The organism is Massilia sp. 9I, assembly GCF_902506415.1.
Taxonomy (GTDB): domain Bacteria; phylum Pseudomonadota; class Gammaproteobacteria; order Burkholderiales; family Burkholderiaceae_D; genus Telluria.
Map to the genome: position 1 here is coordinate 1,127,377 of NZ_LR733275.1, position 17,260 is coordinate 1,144,636.

At 66.5% G+C, this 17,260-nt stretch carries 16 protein-coding genes; 7 read left to right on the forward strand and 9 right to left on the reverse strand.

Translation table 11 applies throughout. From position 1 onward, the window contains the following. Nucleotides 1-188: 188 nt before the first annotated feature. Together pilB and GV068_RS05045 are read left to right on the forward strand one after the other, a co-directional pair. On the forward strand, nucleotides 189-1,916 hold the full coding sequence (gene pilB, locus GV068_RS05040; RefSeq protein ID WP_159696291.1) for a type IV-A pilus assembly ATPase PilB: 1,728 nt from the start codon (nucleotides 189-191) through the stop codon (nucleotides 1,914-1,916). Nucleotides 1,917-1,934: 18 nt separating this feature from the next. Further along, nucleotides 1,935-3,170, forward strand: a complete 1,236-nt coding sequence (locus tag GV068_RS05045) for a type II secretion system F family protein (protein ID WP_159696292.1) — start codon at nucleotides 1,935-1,937, stop codon at nucleotides 3,168-3,170. Between the two features lie 42 nt (nucleotides 3,171-3,212). Here GV068_RS05045 and GV068_RS05050 read toward each other — a convergent pair whose 3' ends face one another. The 8 genes from GV068_RS05050 to GV068_RS05085 all read right to left on the reverse strand — a co-directional run bounded on the left by GV068_RS05050 (nucleotide 3,213) and on the right by GV068_RS05085 (nucleotide 11,388). After that, a complete protein-coding gene (locus tag GV068_RS05050) occupies nucleotides 3,213-6,353 on the reverse strand; it encodes an efflux RND transporter permease subunit (protein WP_159696293.1) in 3,141 nt (1,046 codons plus the stop codon). Nucleotides 6,354-6,370: 17 nt separating this feature from the next. Then, nucleotides 6,371-7,549: an efflux RND transporter periplasmic adaptor subunit gene (locus GV068_RS05055; RefSeq protein WP_159696294.1), complete on the reverse strand. Its 1,179-nt coding sequence runs from the start codon at nucleotides 7,547-7,549 to the stop codon at nucleotides 6,371-6,373. Then, entirely contained in the window at nucleotides 7,546-8,805 is a 1,260-nt protein-coding gene (locus tag GV068_RS05060; protein ID WP_159696295.1) for a TolC family protein, read from the reverse strand. The genes GV068_RS05055 and GV068_RS05060 overlap by 4 nt, the downstream gene beginning before the upstream one ends. A gap of 88 nt (nucleotides 8,806-8,893) precedes the next feature. After that, nucleotides 8,894-9,229: a DUF2946 family protein gene (locus GV068_RS05065; RefSeq protein ID WP_159696296.1), complete on the reverse strand. Its 336-nt coding sequence runs from the start codon at nucleotides 9,227-9,229 to the stop codon at nucleotides 8,894-8,896. Nucleotides 9,230-9,290: 61 nt separating this feature from the next. Beyond that, nucleotides 9,291-9,698 carry a DUF1801 domain-containing protein gene (locus tag GV068_RS05070; RefSeq protein ID WP_159696297.1) on the reverse strand — a complete coding sequence of 136 codons (408 nt, stop codon included), beginning with the start codon at nucleotides 9,696-9,698 and terminating at the stop codon, nucleotides 9,291-9,293. 15 nt (nucleotides 9,699-9,713) lie between these two features. Continuing rightward, nucleotides 9,714-10,118: an SRPBCC domain-containing protein gene (locus tag GV068_RS05075; protein WP_159696298.1), complete on the reverse strand. Its 405-nt coding sequence runs from the start codon at nucleotides 10,116-10,118 to the stop codon at nucleotides 9,714-9,716. Then, complete coding sequence (locus tag GV068_RS05080; RefSeq protein WP_159696299.1) at nucleotides 10,115-10,435, reverse strand: helix-turn-helix transcriptional regulator; 321 nt, start codon at nucleotides 10,433-10,435, stop codon at nucleotides 10,115-10,117. The genes GV068_RS05075 and GV068_RS05080 overlap by 4 nt, the downstream gene beginning before the upstream one ends. Before the next feature lie 56 nt (nucleotides 10,436-10,491). Next, complete coding sequence (locus GV068_RS05085; protein ID WP_159696300.1) at nucleotides 10,492-11,388, reverse strand: LysR family transcriptional regulator; 897 nt, start codon at nucleotides 11,386-11,388, stop codon at nucleotides 10,492-10,494. A gap of 103 nt (nucleotides 11,389-11,491) precedes the next feature. Between GV068_RS05085 and GV068_RS05090 the strand changes: the two genes are divergently transcribed. The 5 genes from GV068_RS05090 to udk all read left to right on the forward strand — a co-directional run bounded on the left by GV068_RS05090 (nucleotide 11,492) and on the right by udk (nucleotide 15,707). Continuing rightward, nucleotides 11,492-11,911, forward strand: a complete 420-nt coding sequence (locus tag GV068_RS05090; protein WP_159696301.1) for a TerB family tellurite resistance protein — start codon at nucleotides 11,492-11,494, stop codon at nucleotides 11,909-11,911. Nucleotides 11,912-11,945: 34 nt separating this feature from the next. Then, on the forward strand, nucleotides 11,946-12,929 hold the full coding sequence (locus tag GV068_RS05095; protein ID WP_159696302.1) for a TerC family protein: 984 nt from the start codon (nucleotides 11,946-11,948) through the stop codon (nucleotides 12,927-12,929). A 100-nt stretch (nucleotides 12,930-13,029) separates the two neighbouring features. Continuing rightward, complete coding sequence (locus GV068_RS05100) at nucleotides 13,030-14,625, forward strand: S10 family peptidase (protein ID WP_229463757.1); 1,596 nt, start codon at nucleotides 13,030-13,032, stop codon at nucleotides 14,623-14,625. Between the two features lie 5 nt (nucleotides 14,626-14,630). After that, on the forward strand, nucleotides 14,631-14,966 hold the full coding sequence (locus GV068_RS05105; protein WP_159696303.1) for an EF-hand domain-containing protein: 336 nt from the start codon (nucleotides 14,631-14,633) through the stop codon (nucleotides 14,964-14,966). A gap of 99 nt (nucleotides 14,967-15,065) precedes the next feature. After that, entirely contained in the window at nucleotides 15,066-15,707 is a 642-nt protein-coding gene (udk, locus tag GV068_RS05110) for a uridine kinase (RefSeq protein ID WP_159696304.1), read from the forward strand. A gap of 36 nt (nucleotides 15,708-15,743) precedes the next feature. Here udk and GV068_RS05115 read toward each other — a convergent pair whose 3' ends face one another. After that, nucleotides 15,744-17,114: a hypothetical protein gene (locus GV068_RS05115; protein ID WP_159696305.1), complete on the reverse strand. Its 1,371-nt coding sequence runs from the start codon at nucleotides 17,112-17,114 to the stop codon at nucleotides 15,744-15,746. Nucleotides 17,115-17,260: the final 146 nt, after the last annotated feature.

Genomic DNA, 17,260 nt, shown 5'->3' on the forward strand with positions numbered 1-17,260 from the left:
TCATTGTCGGCCCGATCATACACATTGTCGGACGGGCCATAAAAGGCGTCATGGCAGGCTGTCTGCGTGGCGCGCACGCATCTGTCCGGGTACGGAAACCTTTACAAATTTGATGCCTGTAGGCATCATCCAGAGAATCCTTCCCGGGTAAGTCCCCTGCTCACTCCCTATCCACGGCCTCGCTTTCTATGGCAGCAGTTCTCCCCAACACGATCACCGGCACTCCCCTCTCGGGGCTGGCGCGGGCGCTCGTGCAGGCGAACCGGCTGAGCGCCTCCCAGGCCGATACCCTGCACCGCAAGGCGGCCGCCGACAAGACCGCCTTCATCGACGCTCTGTTAGAGAGCGGCATCATCGATTCGGCCACCCTGGCGGCCTTCTGCGCCGAGACCTTCGGCTATCCGCTGCTCGACCTGGCGAACTTCGCCCCGGACGCGATTCCGGTCAGCGCCATCGACGCCAAGCTGATGCAGGCCCAGCGCGTCATCGCCCTGGCCAAGCGCGGCAACAAGATGTCGGTGGCCCTGTCCGACCCGACCAATACCCAGGCCCTGGACCAGATCAAGTTCCAGAGCGAGGCGTCGGTCGAGCCGGTGATCGTGGCCCACGACGTCCTGCTCAAGCTCCTGGGGAGCCTCGCCAAGAGCGCCGAAGCGAGCCTGAACGAGCTGGCCGGCGAAGACGGCGACATCGAATTCGCCGAAGAAGACGCGCAGCCGGTGGCGCCGCCCGACGCCGCCAGCGATGTCGAGGACGCGCCCATCGTGCGCTTCCTGAACAAGATACTGACCGATGCGCTGCAACTGGGCGCGTCGGACATCCACTTCGAGCCCTACGAGAAGTACTACCGGATCCGCATGCGCGTCGACGGCGTGCTGCGCGACCACGCCACGCCACCGCTGTCGATCCGCGAAAAGCTGGTCTCGCGCATCAAGGTGCTGGCCAAGCTCGACATCTCGGAAAAGCGCGTGCCGCAGGACGGCCGCATGCGCCTGGTGATGGGCCCGACCCGCACCATCGACTTCCGCGTCTCGACGCTGCCCACGCTGTTCGGCGAAAAGACCGTCATGCGTATCCTGGATGCCACCCAGGCGCAGATGGGCATCGACGCGCTCGGCTACGAGCCGGAACAGAAAGCGCTGCTGCTGGACGCGATCTCGCGTCCCTACGGCATGGTGCTGGTCACCGGCCCCACCGGCTCCGGCAAGACGGTGTCGCTGTACACCTGCCTGAACGTGCTGAACAAACCGGGCATCAACATCTCGACCGCGGAAGACCCGGCCGAGATCAATCTGCCGGGCGTGAACCAGGTCAACGTCAACGACAAGGCCGGCCTCACCTTCCCGGTGGCGCTGAAGTCCTTCCTGCGCCAGGATCCGGACATCATCATGGTCGGCGAGATCCGCGACCTGGAGACTGCCGACATCGCGATCAAGGCCGCTCAGACCGGCCACATGGTGTTCTCGACCCTGCACACCAACGACGCGCCCTCGACCCTGACGCGTTTGATGAACATGGGCGTGGCGCCTTTCAACATCGCGTCCTCGGTGATCATGATCACGGCGCAGCGCCTGGCGCGGCGCCTGTGCAGCTGCAAGCAGCCGCTCGAGGCCTCGCGCGAGGCGCTGCTGTCGGCGGGCTTCCGCGACGCCGACCTGGAAGGCGGCTGGAAGCCCTACGGCCCGGTGGGATGCGACCGCTGCCTCGGCTCGGGCTACAAGGGCCGCGTCGGCATCTACCAGATCATGCCGATCACCCCGGCGATCGAGGCCCTGATCCTCGCCAGCGGCAACTCGATGCAGATCGCGGAGCAGGCCGAGAAGGACGGCGTGAATTCGCTGCGCCGTTCCGGCCTGATGAAAGTGAAACAGGGACTCACGAGCCTCGAAGAAGTGCTCGGCTGCACCAACGAATAGGCGAACTAGAAGACTACTATGGCACCCTCCCTACAGAAGCGCGACCCCGCGGGCGTGCAGGTCAAGGAAAAGGTCTATGCCTGGGAAGGCAAGGACCGCAGCGGCAAGACTGTGCGCGGCGAACTGCGCGCCGGCGGCGAAGCGATCGTCAACGTCACGCTGCGCCGCCAGGGCATCCTGGTCACCAAGGTCAAGAAGAAGGCTTACCGCAGCGGACGCAAGATCACCGACAAGGACCTGACCCTGTTCACGCGCCAGCTGGCCACCATGATGAAGGCCGGCGTGCCGCTGCTGCAGGCCTTCGACATCGTCGGCAAGGGCCACGCCAACCCGTCCATGTCGAAGCTGATCATGGACCTGCGCAACGACGTCGAGACCGGCACCAGCCTGAACAACGCCTTCCGCAAGTACCCGCTGTATTTCGACCCGCTGTTCTGCAACCTGGTGGGCGCCGGCGAACAGGCGGGCATCCTGGAAGACTTATTGACTCGCCTGGCGATCTACAAAGAGAAGACGCTGGCGATCAAGGGCAAGATCAAGTCGGCCCTGATGTACCCGATCTCGATCCTGGCGATCGCGTTCATCGTCACCGCGGTCATCATGATCTGGGTGGTCCCGGCCTTCAAGGAAGTGTTCAAGAGCTTCGGCGCCGACCTGCCGGCGCCGACCCTGATCGTGATGGCGATCTCGGAATTCTTCGTGCAGTGGTGGTACGTGATCTTCGGTGGCCTGTTCGCCGGGCTGTACTTCTTCTTCCAATCCTGGAAGCGCTCTCTCAAGATGCAGCAGGCGATGGACCGCATCCTGCTGCGCCTGCCGATCTTCGGCGCCGTGATCCGCAAGGCCACCATCGCACGCTGGACCCGCACCCTGTCGACCATGTTCGCGGCCGGCGTGCCGCTGGTCGAAGCGCTCGACTCGGTCGGCGGCGCCTCCGGCAACGACGTCTACCTGGAAGCGACCCGCAAGATCCAGACCGAGGTCAGCACCGGCACCAGCCTGACGATCTCGATGCAGAACGTGAACGTGTTCCCCAACATGGTGATCCAGATGGTGCAGATCGGCGAGGAATCCGGCTCGCTCGACGCCATGCTGGGCAAGGTGGCCGACTTCTTCGAGGAAGAGGTCGACGAGGCCGTGGCCGCGCTGTCTTCGCTGATGGAGCCCTTGATCATGGTGATCCTGGGTGTGCTGATCGGCGGCCTGGTGATTGCGATGTATCTGCCGATCTTCAAGCTGGGTTCGGTGGTCTGACGCCGCGCCGCATCGGGTCCGCGGGACCCGATGCGGCATATCTCACTGCGTCGCCCGTCCGGCGCGGCGATGCGCCCCGTAATACATCAGCGGCAGCAGGAGCAGTGTCAGCGCGGTCGACGACAGCACGCCCCCGATCACCACCGTGGCCAGCGGCCGCTGCACTTCGGCGCCGGTGCCGGTGGCGATCGCCATCGGCACGAAGCCGAGCGACGCCACCAACGCCGTCATCAGCACGGGACGCAAGCGCGTGACCGCTCCTTCATGCACGGCATCGGCCAGCGTCCGCCCTTCCTCCCGCAGCTTGCGGATGAAGGAGATCATCACCAGTCCGTTCAGGACCGCCACGCCGGAAAGCGCAATGAAGCCGACGGCGGCCGAGATCGACATCGGGATGTCGCGCAGCCATAGCGCGAAAATGCCGCCGGTGAGCGCGAACGGGATGCCGGTGAAGACCAGCAGTCCGTCCTTCAGGTTGTTGAACATGACGAACAGCAGGGCGAACACCAGCAGCAGCGAGGCCGGTATCACGAGCTGCAGGCGCCTGGCGGCAGCCTGCAAGTTCTCGAACTGCCCGCCCCAGGTGGTCCAGTAACCGGCCGGCACCTGCACGCCCGCCCCGATGCGGCGCTGCGCTTCGGCCACGAAGGAGCCGATGTCGCGGCCGCGCACGTTGGCGGTGACGACGACGCGGCGCTTGCCCTGTTCGCGGCTCATCTGGTTGGGGCCGGGCGCCATGTCGAAGCTGGCGATCTCCCCTAGCGTGACGAAGTGCCGGATGCCTACCGCGCCCTGCGCCGGCAGCGGGACCGGCAGGCGCTTTAAGGCATCGATATCGCTGCGCAGGCCTTCCGGTAGGCGCACCACGATGTCGAAGCGGCGGTCTCCCTGGAACAGCGTCCCCGCCTCGCGGCCGGCGGTCGCGGTGGCGATCATCTCCTGGACGTCGGCGATGTTCAGGCCCATGCGCGCGGCGCGCTCGCGGTCGACCCCGATCTGCAGCATCGGCAGGCCGGTGGTCTGCTCGACCGTGACTTCGCTGGCGCCGGGCACCGTCTCCAGCACCTCGCCGATCCGGGCGGCGGTGGCGTTCAGGACCTCCAGGTCGTCCCCGAACACCTTCACCGCCACGTCGCTGCGCACACCCGAGATCAGCTCGTTGACCCGGAGCTGGATCGGCTGGCTGAATTCAAAGCTGTTCCCCGGCAGGGTGGCCACCGTCCGCTGGATCGCGGCCAGCAGTTCGTCGCGCGTCTTCTTCGGCTTCGGCCAGTCCTTTTCCGGCTTGAGCATGATGTAGCCGTCGGCGACGCTCGGGGGCATCGGGTCGGATGCGACTTCCGCCGTGCCGATGCGGGCGAACACGCGCGCGATCTCGGGGAATTGCTTGATCAGCGTGGTTTCGATCTGCTGCTGCATCTTCACCGACTGGCTCAGGCTGGTGCCGGGAACGCGCACCGTCAGCACCGCGAAGTCGCCTTCGTTCATGTTCGGCACGAACTCGGTTCCGAGGCGGGTCGCGAGCAGGGCCGACAGAGCGAGGACGATGCCGGCGAAGGCCAGGGCAACCGGCTTGTTGGCCATCACATAACGCAGCGCCGGCTCGTAATAGCGCCGCGCCGCGGACATCAGGCGGTTCTCCTTCTCGGCGACGTCCTTGCTCATGAACAGGGCGACGGCCGCGGGAACGAAGGTGACGGACAGGATCATCGCGCCCAGCAGGGCGATGACGACCGTGAACGCCATCGGGTGAAACATCTTGCCCTCGACGCCCGTGAGGACAAAGATCGGCAGGTAGACGATCATGATGATGAGCTGCCCGAACAGCAGCGGGCGGCGGGCTTCCTGGGCGGCCAGATACACTTCCTCGTAACGCTCGCGCATGCTGAGTGAGCGGCCGCGCTGCGCGCGCGCGTGGGCCAGGCGGCGCACGCAGTTTTCGACGATGACGACGGCGCCGTCGACGATGATGCCGAAGTCGAGCGCGCCCAGGCTGAGCAGGTTTGCGCTGACCTTGCCCGCCACCATGCCGGAAAAGGTGAACAGCATCGCGAGCGGAATCACCATCGCGGTCAGCAGGGCCGCGCGCAGATTGCCGAGGAAGAGGAACAGCACGGCCACCACCAGCACCGCGCCTTCCAGCAGGTTTTTGCGGACGGTGCCGATCGCCCGTTCGACCAGCACGGTGCGGTCGTACACCGTGACCGCCTTCACGCCCGGCGGCAGGCTGCGGTTGATCTCGGCCATCTTGCGGTCCACGGCGCTGGAGACCGTGCGGCTGTTCTCGCCGATCAGCATGAAGACCGTGCCCAGCACGACTTCCTGGCCGTTTTCGGTGGCGGCGCCGGTGCGCAGTTCGCGCCCGATCGAGACCTCGGCCACGTCGCGCACCCGCACCGGGCTGCCCTGGATGCTCGACACCACGATGTTGCCGATGTCGGCGATCGACCCCAGCTGGCCCGGCGCGCGGATCAGGTACTGCTCCCCCGCCCGTTCGATGTAGCCGGCGCCGACGTTGCCGTTGTTGCGCTCCAGCGCCGTGACGACGTCGCCCAGCGCCAGGCCGTAGGAGGACAGGATATTGGGGTTGGGCGCGACCAGGAATTCCTTGTTGTAGCCGCCGATGGAGTTGATCTCGGTGACCCCGGGTACGTTGCGCAGCTGGGGCTTGATGATCCAGTCCTGGACCTCGCGCAGGTCGGCCGGCGTGTAGGGCGCGCCGTCCGCCTTTGTCGCTCCCGGGACAGTCTCCACGGTCCAGAGGTAGATTTCGCTCAGGCCGGTCGCGATCGGCCCCATCCCGGGCACCACTCCTGCGGGCAGCGCTTCGCGCGCGTCCTGCAGGCGCTGGCTGACCAGCTGGCGCGCGAAGTGGATGTCGGTGCCGTCCTTGAACACCACAGTGACCTGCGACAGCCCGTAGCGCGACAGCGAGCGGAAGGACTCGAGTTGCGGCAGGCCTGACATCAGGGACTCGATCGGGAAGGTGATGCGCTGTTCCGTCTCCAGCGGCGAGAAGCCCGGCGCCGCCGTATTGATCTGCACCTGGACGTTGGTCACGTCCGGCACGGCGTCGATCGGCAGCCGCTGGTAGCTATAAATGCCGGCAACGGCCATCACGAACACGAGGAACATGACGATCCAGCGCTGCTCGATGGATGCGCGAATGATGCGATTGAACATGGTCGATGGTCTCCTGTTCAATGTCCGTGCTCGGCGTCGCCCTTGGCCTGCTCCGCCTTGACGGCGAAGCTGCCGGCGCCGGCGTAGGCATCGCCCGCTGTCAATCCGCTGAGGATTTCGACCAGGCGGCCATCCGACCGTCCCACCGTCACCGCCTGGGCGACGAAGCCCTCGGCCACGCGCCTGAACACGACCTGGCGGCCGTCGACCGTCTGCAGCGCTTCCCTGGCCACGGCGACCGGCACCGCGGCCGATCCGGTGACGATGTCCACATTGACGAAGAGGCCCGGCCGCCAGGCGGACTGCGGGTTGTCCAGCACCACGCGCGCCTTGGCCGAGCGCGATTCTTCGCCGATCAGACTGCTGACGAAGCTGACCTTGCCGGGCGCGCTCGTGTTCGAGGCCACCGAGCGGATCACGGCCTCGGTACCGACACGGACGATGTCGAGGTCCTTGGCCGGCACTACCACGTCCGCCCACACGGTGGCGAGGTCGGAGACGGTGAAGATGCGGGTATCGGCGCCCACCACTTCGCCCAGGGCCACATGCTTTTCCACGATGGTGCCGCCGAAGGGCGCGCGCACCTGCAGCCGGTTGCCGGCTCCTGCCCCGCTGGACGCGCCATCCAGTGCGGCCAGCTTCTGGCGTGCGATCTGCAGGCCGATCTCGGCTTCGCGCAGCTCGCTCTCCGCCTTGAGGTAGTCCTGGCGCGCCGAGATCTTCTCTTCCCACAGCGTCTTCTCGGAGGCGTGCACGCTGCGCGCGTAAGCGACGCGTTTTTCCGCCGCCGCCAGTTCGCCGCGCTGGTTCGCGATCTCGGCGCTGGCGATCACGGCCAGCACCTCGCCCTTGGCGACGCGCTGGCCGAGCGAGGCTTTGACCGCCTGCACGGCGCCGGACGCGCGCGCGGTGACGTGGGCCGTGCGGTCCTCGTTCAGGGCAATCTGCCCGGGCATGCGGATGAAGGTGTCGAGATGCGCGGCGGCGGCCGTCTGCATCGTGATCCCGGCAAGCATGATTTGTTCGTCGCTGAAACGGATCACGCCCGCGGCGGGCGTTTCCTTGTGCTCCTCCTTGTCGGCATGGCCGGCGGCTTCGCCACTTCGCCCGCCCGGTTGCTTGAACACGACGACAGCGGCGAACGCGATGGCGAGAACGGCCATGATGGCGATGGCTTTGATCTGATGCTTCTTCATGGTTGCTCCTCGGCTGGGCTGATGCTTGCCACCAGCCGCTCGATGTCGCTGGCGGCGCGATGGCTTTCCGCGACCGCCAGCAGGTATTGGCTCTTTGATTGGAACAGGGTGCGCTGGGCGTCGAGCAATTCCAGGAAACTGAACTTCCCCAGCTCGAATCCGCGGCGCGTGGCGCCGTAGGCGCTTTCCGCTCCCGGCAAGATCTCGGTCGAGATCAACGCAGCTTCCGCGAGCGCCGCCCCGAGGCGTGCGTGGGCATCGTGCAGTTCGGCGCGCAGGCGCAGCACCTCGGCGTCGAGTTCGTCGCGGGCCTTGTCGCTGCGCCGCAGCGATGCCAGCAAATTGCCCTGGTTGCGGTCGAACAGCGGCAGCGGCACGGACAGGCCGACCACCGCCTGCCGGCGCCCGTCCTCGCGTTTCGTCCCTAGCGCCACGCCAAGGTCCGGCATGCGGCGCGCACGCTCGACCTCCACCGCGGCCTCGCGCTGGGCGACGAGTGCGCGCGCACGGGCCATGGCGGGCGCACCTTCGAGCTGCGCAAGCAGTTCAGGCAGCGGAATGAGACCCGGCAGTTCGGCGGTACCTGCGGGCGCGATGACCAAGCTGCGCGGGTCGAGGCTGAGCAGCGCGGCCAGGCGGCCTTTCGCCCGCTCGCGCTCCCGGTCCGCCTGCAGCGCCTCTACACGCACGCCTGCCTGGGCGACCCTGGCGCGGGTCTCCTCGACCGGCGACACTTTGCCGGCCAGGACGCGCTTGCCCGCGACCTCGCTCGCCTGTCCCGCGATTGCCGCCAGCTCGCCGGCGAGACGGCTGCGCTCCACCGCTGCGGCAAGCTCGTAGAAGGCGGCGATCGTCTCGCCGCGGATGCGCGCGCGGACGGCATCCACGTCGCGCTGCGCGAGCCGCTGGTCGCGCTCTGCCGCACGCACGCGCGCCGCGCGCTTCCCGCCGAGCTCCAGCGGGATGTTGAGTTGCACCGTGGTGCTGCGATTCGGCTCGCCGCTCCCTTCGCGCAGCAGTTCCAGTTGCGGATTGGGCAGCATACCGGCCTGCTGTACGGCACCCGCCTGGGCTGCCGCTTCGCCGCGCGCGGCGCGGATCTCGGGATGCGAACGCAACGCGCGCGCGATGGCGGCGTGCAGGGTCAGGGGAAGCGCGACGGCTTCGGATGCGGGGGCGGCCCGCACTGGCGCCTGCGCGAACGCGGGCGCACACTCCATCGCCGCGATTGCGAGCGATAGTATGACTTTCTTCATTGGTTTTCTCCGAACAGGATTGCTATTCGGCGGCGCCAGTGCACGCGTGGCGCGTGCAAGCGAGAGCGTCGCCGGGCCTTGTCCGGAATTACCAGTCTGGCCGGGGAATCAGGTCCGGGATGTGGGAGACGTAGGTGGGGAGTTCGAAGCGTGCATGCACCGTGGGGTCGCGTGCGCCGATGGGAGCGTCCGCCGGCACCATGGCGCTGGCGGGGACGTGGTGGCAGTAATCGCAGTCGAGGTCGGGCTTGACCTTCTGCGACGCATCCTTGGCGCCCTCGTCCGCCTTGTCATGTTTGTGCACATGGTGGCCGAAGTGCTGCGAGCTGGACTCCTGTTCGTGCGCGCAATAGGTACCGGCCAGCGCCCAGGAGAACTGGAGCGGCAGGAGAACGATTAACAGGATCAGGAAGTAGCGTTTCATGGTGATTGGCGGCGCAGCTGTCCACAGTGTAGCCGATCCGCCAATCGCGGGCTTTGTCTTGCTAAAGCTTTTTGCGCTTCGGCTTCGCTCCGGCGCGATTGAGGGCGATGGCGGCCCGCACCAGCGCCTTGAACTGTTCGGCATCGGGAAGCTCGCCCTGGCGGATGTCGATCGCGCGGCGCAGGTTGCCCTCCAGGCTGGCGTTGAAGATGCCGGTGGGGTCGTCGACTTTGGCGCCCTTGGCGAAGGTGAGCTTGACCCATCCCTTGTAGGTCTCGCCGGTGCAGACGATGCCCTCGCAGGACCAGACCGGCACGTCCCACTTCCACTCCTCGACGATGCCTGGATCGGCTTCGAGGATCAGGGCGCGCATCCTCGCGAGCATTTCGCCGCGCCAGTCGCCCAAGTCCGCGATCTTGCGCGAGATGCGTTCGGACGCCGGGACGTCCAGGGTGGCTGCTTCGTTCATGGTCTCTCCTCTCCTTCAGCCGGCACGCGCCAGCACGGTGTCCAGGCTGCCGAAGAACTTCTGCCAGCCATACTTGGCGCCCTGGTAGGCCTGTTCCTGATCCGGGCGGAAGCCTTCCTGCTCCATGCGCAGGTGGGTGCCGGCGGCGGTGGGCGTGAGCGTCCAGGTGACGGTGCTTTCCAGGCCCATCGCATCCCAGGTATAGGAAAGCGTCTTCTGCGGCTCGACCTCGAGCACCCGGCAGGCCACCGAACCCCAGTCGCCCTGCAGGGTGAACTGGTGACCGCTGGCGGGCAGGAAGTCGTTCTTCATCAGCCACTCGGCGATCAACTCGGGCTGGGTCAGCGCGCGCCACAGCTTTTCAGGGGCGTGCGCGAATTCGCGTTCCACAGTGACGGTGCGGACTGCGGTCTGGTTCATTGGTCCATCCTTTTCAATAGGTTGTCGAGGTCATCGAACCGGCTTTCCCAGAACGCTTCCATCTGGCGGGTCCAGTCGGTCAAGGGATCGAGCGCGCCCTTCTTGACGCTCACATAGGTCTGGCGTCCTTCGTGGCGGTCGCGCACCAGGCCCGCCTCCCTCAAGACGCCGAGATGCTTGGACACTGCTGGCTGCGACACGCCGGCCTGTCTGGTGAGGCTGCCGACCGTCTGCTCGCCATCGCGGCAGAGCCGCTCGAACAGCGCGCGGCGCGTCGGGTCGGCCAGGGTCTTGAACAGCAGGTCGGTCTCAAGCATCTTCAATCCATAACTATCGGGTTATGGATTGAAGTATAACCAGCCGGTTATGGATGTCAAGCCTTATTGAACACCCTACTGGCCTGGTCGAGGATGCGGCGCACCGCCGGATGCCCTTCCCTGCGCTCGACCGACACCGCATAGAAATGCTCGACGATGCTGTCGATGGTGCCGACCGCCACCAGGCCGTTTTCCGCCTGCACGCTGCTGGATAACACCGTGGGCGCCACCATGAAGCCGGTGCCGGCACAGGCGAAGGACTTCAGCAGCGCGCCGTCGTCGAATTCGCCCACCGTGATCGGACGCAGGTCGTGGCTGTCGAACCAGCTACCCAGCTGGCTGTGGATGGCGGCGTCCTGCCCCGGCAGCAGGAAGGGCGCGTTGCGCAGGCGCTGCGGGAAGCTGCCCGGCCAGGCCTCGCACAGCTCGGGATGGCCGAACACGGTCAGCGTGCTCGATCCGAGCAGCCGCGTATGGCCGCGCACCGCGCCACCGGTGGGCAGGCCCTGGTCCGAGATGACGAGATCGAGTTTGTGGGCAGTGAGATCGATCACCAGGTCTTCGAAGCGGCCTTCGCGGCAGATCAGGCGCATCGCCAGGCCGGCGTCGCGCGCCGGCTGCAGCAGGCGGAATACCAGGTTCTTGGCGATCATGTCGCAGATGCCGACCCGCAGCGTCTCCTCGCCCTTGAACACGCCGCGCCGCACCGCCTGCTCCAGCTCATTGCCGAGATCGAAGATCTGCTCGGTATAGCGCAGCACCGTCTTGCCGGCCTTGGTCAACTCCAACAGGCGCCCCTTTTTCTGGAACAGCTGCTCGCCCAGCTGCTCTTCCAGCACCTGCAGCTGCATGCTGATCGCCTGCGCCGTCACGTGCAGCTGCTCGGCCGCGCGCGCCACCGTGCCCTGGGTGGCGACGGCGTGGAAGTAATGCAGGTGCTTATAGTTGATCATTCAAAACCTCAAAAAAATTTACGGATTACGAAAGATTATTCGATTTTACTTTGCAATTGCGCGCTTCTATAGTGGCCTCACTTACTTATTTCATGAGGTCGCCATGCACGCTTATCCCGCCAACAGTCCCGAAGCCGTCAGCCGCATTCTTGCCCTGGCAATGATCGTGGACGGCCACGTCAGTCCGTCCGAAGTGCAGGCCATGCACCGCGCCGCCTTCCTGGAACAGGTCAAGGTCGACGACGACACCTTTGACCGCACCCTGCGCGAGCTGTGCGAAGACCTGCTGGACGCCGCCGCCAACCGCCGCGCCGGGGTGGTCGAGATCGACCCGGCCCTGCTGGACGCCCTGCTGCTCGACATCCGCGATCCGCTCCTGCAGATCTGCCTGTGGAAGACAATGTCGACATCGTCCAGGCCGACGGCCACCTCGACGGCCGCGAGACCACGCTGGTGCGCCGCGCCGCCCGCGCCTGGTTCGGCCAGGACCGCGCCGAGGATTCCTTCAGCACGGCGGCGCTGACCACCTGAACCCGACCCCTTAAGCGGAGGACATCATGGACATGCTTAGTGCACTCTGGCTCGGAACACCGGCTTGGACCTGGCTGGTGTTCCTCGCGATCGTCGTGGTCTTGCTGGCCTTCGACCTCGGCGTATTGAACAAGAAGGACCACGTCATCGGCGTCAAGGAAAGCCTGAAGCTGTCGGCGCTCTATCTAAGCGCCGGCCTGCTGTTCGGCCTGTGGGTCTGGCATGAACTCGGCAGCGAAAAGGGCCTGCACTTCTATACCGGCTTCCTGATCGAGAAGAGCCTGTCGCTCGATAACATCTTCGTGATCTCGCTGATCTTCGCCACCCTGGCCATCCCGCCGCTGTACCAGCATCGGGTCCTGTTCTGGGGTATCGTGGGCGTGATCGTCACGCGCGGCATCATGATCGGCGCGGGCACGGCGCTGGTCGAAAGCTACTACTGGACCCTGTACCTGTTCGGCGCCTTCCTGGTCTTCACCGGCATCAAGATGTTTTTCGTGGATACCAGCAGCGACGACATCCGCGAAAGCCGTGTCCTGTCCTGGCTGAAGCGCCATCTGCGCATCACGCCCGAACTGCACGGCAACCATTTCCTGGTGCGCCAGCCGGCGCCGGGCGGCGGCAAGCCGCTGCTGTGGGCGACCCCGCTGTTCCTGGCGCTGTGCATGGTCGAGATTACCGACGTGGTGTTCGCCGTCGACAGCGTGCCGGCGATCTTCGCCATTACCAGCGATCCGTTCATCGTCTACACCTCGAACATCTTCGCGGTGCTCGGCCTGCGTGCGCTCTATTTCGCGCTGGCGGCGATGGTGGCGCGCTTCCACTACCTGAAGTACTCGCTGGCCGCGGTGCTGGTGTTCATCGGCTCGAAGATCTTCCTGGGTGACTTCGTCTTCGGCGGCAAGGTGCCAGCGGCGCTGTCGCTGGCGGTGACGGCCCTGTTGATCGCCGCGGGCATCCTGTACTCGCTGTGGAAGACCCGCAAGGATCCGCCGGCGATGGCGGGTTGAATGCAGCCGACGCAGGCGTATGCGCGCATACGCCTGTTGAGTTCTTCCATGGTCAGTGCATAATCGATGACATTCCCATCAGTTCTCCAAGAGGACGATCATGGCCACTCGACGTATGCATGCCGCCGGCCCGGCACCCTTCCTGACCGGCGTCCTGCTGGCGGCTATCCTGGCCGCGTGCGGCGGCGGTGGCAGCAGCGCACCGGCAACGGCGCCGGTACAGGCGCCGCCAGCGCCGCCACCCGTCGCAGCGCTGCCGGGCAGCTACGCCGATCCGGTGGTCTACTCGGGCGCGGCGGGCGCCTCGCTGGCAAGCGCGGAAGAGAAGGCCGCCACGGTCCAGGCCAAGATCACCCTCGACGGCAAGGCGCTCAACTACACCGCCACCACCGGGCACCTGACCGCCACCGACCTCGCCACCGGACAGCCGGCGGCTTCATTCTTCTACGTCGCCTATACCGCCGGCAGCCTGCCCGCGGCGCAGCGGCCGCTCACCTTCTTTTTCAATGGCGGTCCGGGTTCGTCCTCGGTCTGGCTACATATTGGATCGTTCGCACCGCGCCGGTTGGCCACCCCCTTCCCGGCCACCACGCCGGCCGCCGTCGCCGGGAACCTGGTCGACAACCAGGAGACCTTGCTCGACCACTCCGACCTGGTGTTCGTGGACGCCATCGGCACCGGTTATTCGCAAGCGATCGCGCCGCGCACCAATGCGCAGTTCTGGGGCGTCGACCAGGATGCCGCCGCCTTCCGCGACTTCGTGCGGCGCTATCTCGCGGTCAACAACCGGCAGGCATCGCCGCTCTACCTGTTCGGCGAATCCTATGGCGCCCCGCGCGCCGCCGTGCTGGCCAACCTGCTCGAGAGCGCGGGCGTGCGGGTGACCGGCGTGGTGCTGCAGTCGGCCGCCATGAACTACACCAGCAACTGCGGCATGTTCAATCCGGGCCAGGCCAGCTGCGAAGGCTATATCCCGAGCTATGCGGCGGTTTCTTACTACCATCAGAACGGCAGCCTGCCGACCGACTTCTCGACGGTGCTGCAGAAAGCGCGCGAGTTTGCCGCCGGCCCGTACCGCAGCGAGGTCGACGCCTTCATCGCCAACAAGACGGCGCCGAGCGAGGCGACCATCGCCCAGCTGGTTGCCTACACGGGACTGTCGGCTGCGACCTGGCGCCAGGATTTTTCGATGGTGCCGGGCGGCTACCGCGCGCGCCTGCTGCCGGGCCAGATGATCGGACGCTACGATGCCCGCGTGAAGGCGCCCAACGGCAGTGCGCTGACGGTCGATGGCGACCCCTCGCTCACCGTGGTCGGCCCCGCCGTCAACGGCAGCGTCAAGAACTACCTGCAGAACGAGTTGCGCTACACCGCAGTCACGAACTACATTGGTTCGAACAACGTGCTGAACCAGTGGAACTTCAGCCACGACGGCAAGCCCCTACCCGACACGATCCCGGACCTGGCCGCGGCCATGACGCTCAATCCCTCCTTGAAAGTGGTGGCGATGAGCGGCTACCATGATCTGGCGACGCCCTTCTACCAGACCGAGCTCGACCTGGCGCGGCTGGGCGCCGGCGCGGTCCAGATCCGCAACTACGACAGTGGGCACATGAGCTATCTCGACGACAAGGTGCGGCGCCTGCAGAAGACCGACCTGCGCGCCTTCTACAACAGCGTATCGGTGGCACAATGAAAACCATGTTCCTCGTTCTTTTGATGATGGGCGCCTCCAGCCTGGCCGCCGCCCAGGACCCAGTCGGCGCCGACGGCCAGTTGCCGCCCGCCCTGCGCAACCGTCCCGCCACGCCACCGCCGGCGGCAGGCGAGGCCTTGCGCGCGCAGGCGCTGGCCAAGCTGGAGGCGCAGTTCAAGACGGCGGACGTCGACAGCAACGGCAGCCTGACGCGTGAGGAAGCGAAGCGCTTCGGTTTCGTTGCCAGGCATTTCGACGAGATCGATACCGCGCGCCGGGGCGGGGTCAGCTTCGACGATGTGCGCGCCTATCTGGCAAGGACAAAGGCCGAACGGCGCTGAGGTCGCGGCCGAGTTGGCAGACATCAAAAGCTTGCCAATCGGGCCAAATTGCATCAACCGCCCCTGTCGGTCCGGCCCCCGCTCCGGTATCATGCGGGGATGAATGAGATTTCCTACCACCCGTTTGTGATTGGTGTCGCCGGCGGCAGCGGCAGCGGCAAGTCAACGGTGACCCAGCAGGTGCTGGCTTCTTTCGGCGCCGACATGGTCTCGGTCGTGATGCAGGACGACTACTACCGCGACCAGTCCGACCTCACGCCGGAAGTGCGCCGCAAGCAGAACTACGACCATCCGCAGGCCTTCGACTGGCCGCTGCTGGTGGAGCACGTGCGCGCCCTGCGCAACGGCGAAACGATCCAGATGCCGGAGTACGACTTCACGATCGACAACCGCTCCAACAAGACCATTCCCGTCAAGCCGGCGCCGGTGATCGTGATCGAAGGCCTGTTTGCCCTGTACGACGCCGACTTGCGCAAGATGATGTCGCTGAAGATCTTCGTCGACACCGCTCCCGACGTGCGCTTCATCCGCCGCATGCAGCGGGATATCGCCGAACGCGGCCGGACGATGGAGAGCATCGTCAACCAGTACCTGGAAACGGTGCGCCCGATGCACAAGCAGTTCATCGAACCCACCAAGCGCCACGCCGATGTCATCCTGCCGCACGGCGCCAATGGCCCGGCCGTCGATGTGATCACCACCAAGGTGGCGAGCGTCATCGGCAAGCTGAACCAGCCGTAATCCTGTTGCCGGGCTCCCGCCCGGCGCCCCCGCCTGTCAGCGCAGCGCCGCCTGCAACTGGCGCGCCATCCGTCCCACCAGCGCGCGCCACAGGTAGCCACCCATCTTGAGCGGGCTGCGCCGGTCCGCGCCGCGCCGTCCCATCCGCTGCGGCAGGAAGAAACGCCCGAACACCGGCAGCCCGCTGCGCCGCAAAGTCCAGAAGCAGCCGCCGGCATACACCGTATCGAAGCCGTCCTCGGCGCGCAGCAACTGCAGCGCGGTGCCCGAGAACATTGCCACGTGCGCCGCCGTCTCGCGCGATTTCAAGCGAAAGCCGTGGCGGTAGGACAGCTCGACCGTCTGGCGCAGGTCGGGCAGGTGCACCAGCAGCGGCCGCAGCGTGCCGACCGTCTCCAGCAGCCGCGGCAGGACGTGCAGCCCGGTCGTGACGCGCTCGCGGTAGCGCGAAAAAGCTGCCTTCAGCTCGCCCAGCGAAGCCTGCGGCGGACGCGGCAGCGGTGGCGGGCGGCTGCGCCAGCACTCGGTCCAGTGTTCGAGCGCGCGGGCGTGTGCGGACGCCAGCGTGCCTGGCGTGTCGCGCAGCAGGTCGATGCTGGCGCCCGGCGCCAGGAAACGCACCACGCCACGCACGCCTTCCAGGCGCGACACCTCCAGCAGCTCGCTGGGGGACATCCTGCCGCCGTTCAGCCAGACGTTGTCGGCCCGCGCAAAGCGCGCAAAGGAAGCGATCGGCAGCACCAGCTTGGGCCGGAAGCGTTCGACCTGCACTGCCAGGCGCTCCACCGCCGCCTTGGCCCCCGCTTCGCGCAGCGCGAACTGCTCGGGGTTGCCGCACCAGCCCATGCTGCCGAAGCCGGTGAGCAGCACGTCGATGCGCGACGCCACCCGGCCGATGCGCGGCGCCGCCGCATGGCAGGCCTCGGCGGTAGGCAGCGCGCGATCGCCCAGGTTCAGGATGGTGCGGCCGCCGCAGCCGATCAGGCAGGCGGTATCGCCGTCGCCGTTGGCCAGTGCGGTCAGGCGCAGGTCGCCGGCCAGCGCCACCGTGACGCCATCCGGGCATTCGGCCAGCGGCAGCCGCAGGCGGCGCAGCTCGTCGCCGATGCGCATGTCGCGCCCGGGGCGGTAGAGGAAGGTGGCGATGCCGCGGAATTCGGAGCGGAACCGGCGCAGGAAAGGCAGCGAGAAGTGGTCCGGCTGGGCGCGCGAGCACCATATATAGATGGGCACGCCGGCGGAATTCAGGGTGTCGAGCAGGCTGGCGGTGCTGGTCGCGCCGTCTATCAGACTCCAGGCGCCGTCCAGCACCGCCCCCTCGAGCCAGGGATCGGCCACCAGCAGCGCAGCGTCGGTGCGCACCATGAAGCAGGCGTGGTTCAGGAAAGTCAATGTTGCGCGCGGCATTGCAGGCACCTGGCTGCGGCCGAAAACCGGCCAATGAGGCCAGCGTAGCCGCGCGCCACGGTCCAGCCATGATCCGTCACAATCGTGCGCCAGCATGGCAGGGGATCGAAAAGCCACGATCGCCTGGAGATGCTTCGCCAAATGAC

Excerpts from the sequence above, each read along its gene's own strand:
- pilB (WP_159696291.1), top strand. The coding sequence starts at position 189 with ATGGCAGCAGTTCTCCCCAACACGATCACCGGCACTCCCCTCTCGGGG.
- GV068_RS05045 (WP_159696292.1), top strand. The coding sequence starts at position 1,935 with ATGGCACCCTCCCTACAGAAGCGCGACCCCGCGGGCGTGCAGGTCAAG.
- GV068_RS05050 (WP_159696293.1), bottom strand. The coding sequence starts at position 6,353 with ATGTTCAATCGCATCATTCGCGCATCCATCGAGCAGCGCTGGATCGTC.
- GV068_RS05055 (WP_159696294.1), bottom strand. The coding sequence starts at position 7,549 with ATGAAGAAGCATCAGATCAAAGCCATCGCCATCATGGCCGTTCTCGCC.
- GV068_RS05060 (WP_159696295.1), bottom strand. The coding sequence starts at position 8,805 with ATGAAGAAAGTCATACTATCGCTCGCAATCGCGGCGATGGAGTGTGCG.
- GV068_RS05065 (WP_159696296.1), bottom strand. The coding sequence starts at position 9,229 with ATGAAACGCTACTTCCTGATCCTGTTAATCGTTCTCCTGCCGCTCCAG.
- GV068_RS05070 (WP_159696297.1), bottom strand. The coding sequence starts at position 9,698 with ATGAACGAAGCAGCCACCCTGGACGTCCCGGCGTCCGAACGCATCTCG.
- GV068_RS05075 (WP_159696298.1), bottom strand. The coding sequence starts at position 10,118 with ATGAACCAGACCGCAGTCCGCACCGTCACTGTGGAACGCGAATTCGCG.
- GV068_RS05080 (WP_159696299.1), bottom strand. The coding sequence starts at position 10,435 with ATGCTTGAGACCGACCTGCTGTTCAAGACCCTGGCCGACCCGACGCGC.
- GV068_RS05085 (WP_159696300.1), bottom strand. The coding sequence starts at position 11,388 with ATGATCAACTATAAGCACCTGCATTACTTCCACGCCGTCGCCACCCAG.
- GV068_RS05090 (WP_159696301.1), top strand. The coding sequence starts at position 11,492 with ATGCACGCTTATCCCGCCAACAGTCCCGAAGCCGTCAGCCGCATTCTT.
- GV068_RS05095 (WP_159696302.1), top strand. The coding sequence starts at position 11,946 with ATGGACATGCTTAGTGCACTCTGGCTCGGAACACCGGCTTGGACCTGG.
- GV068_RS05100 (WP_229463757.1), top strand. The coding sequence starts at position 13,030 with ATGGCCACTCGACGTATGCATGCCGCCGGCCCGGCACCCTTCCTGACC.
- GV068_RS05105 (WP_159696303.1), top strand. The coding sequence starts at position 14,631 with ATGTTCCTCGTTCTTTTGATGATGGGCGCCTCCAGCCTGGCCGCCGCC.
- udk (WP_159696304.1), top strand. The coding sequence starts at position 15,066 with ATGAATGAGATTTCCTACCACCCGTTTGTGATTGGTGTCGCCGGCGGC.
- GV068_RS05115 (WP_159696305.1), bottom strand. The coding sequence starts at position 17,114 with ATGCCGCGCGCAACATTGACTTTCCTGAACCACGCCTGCTTCATGGTG.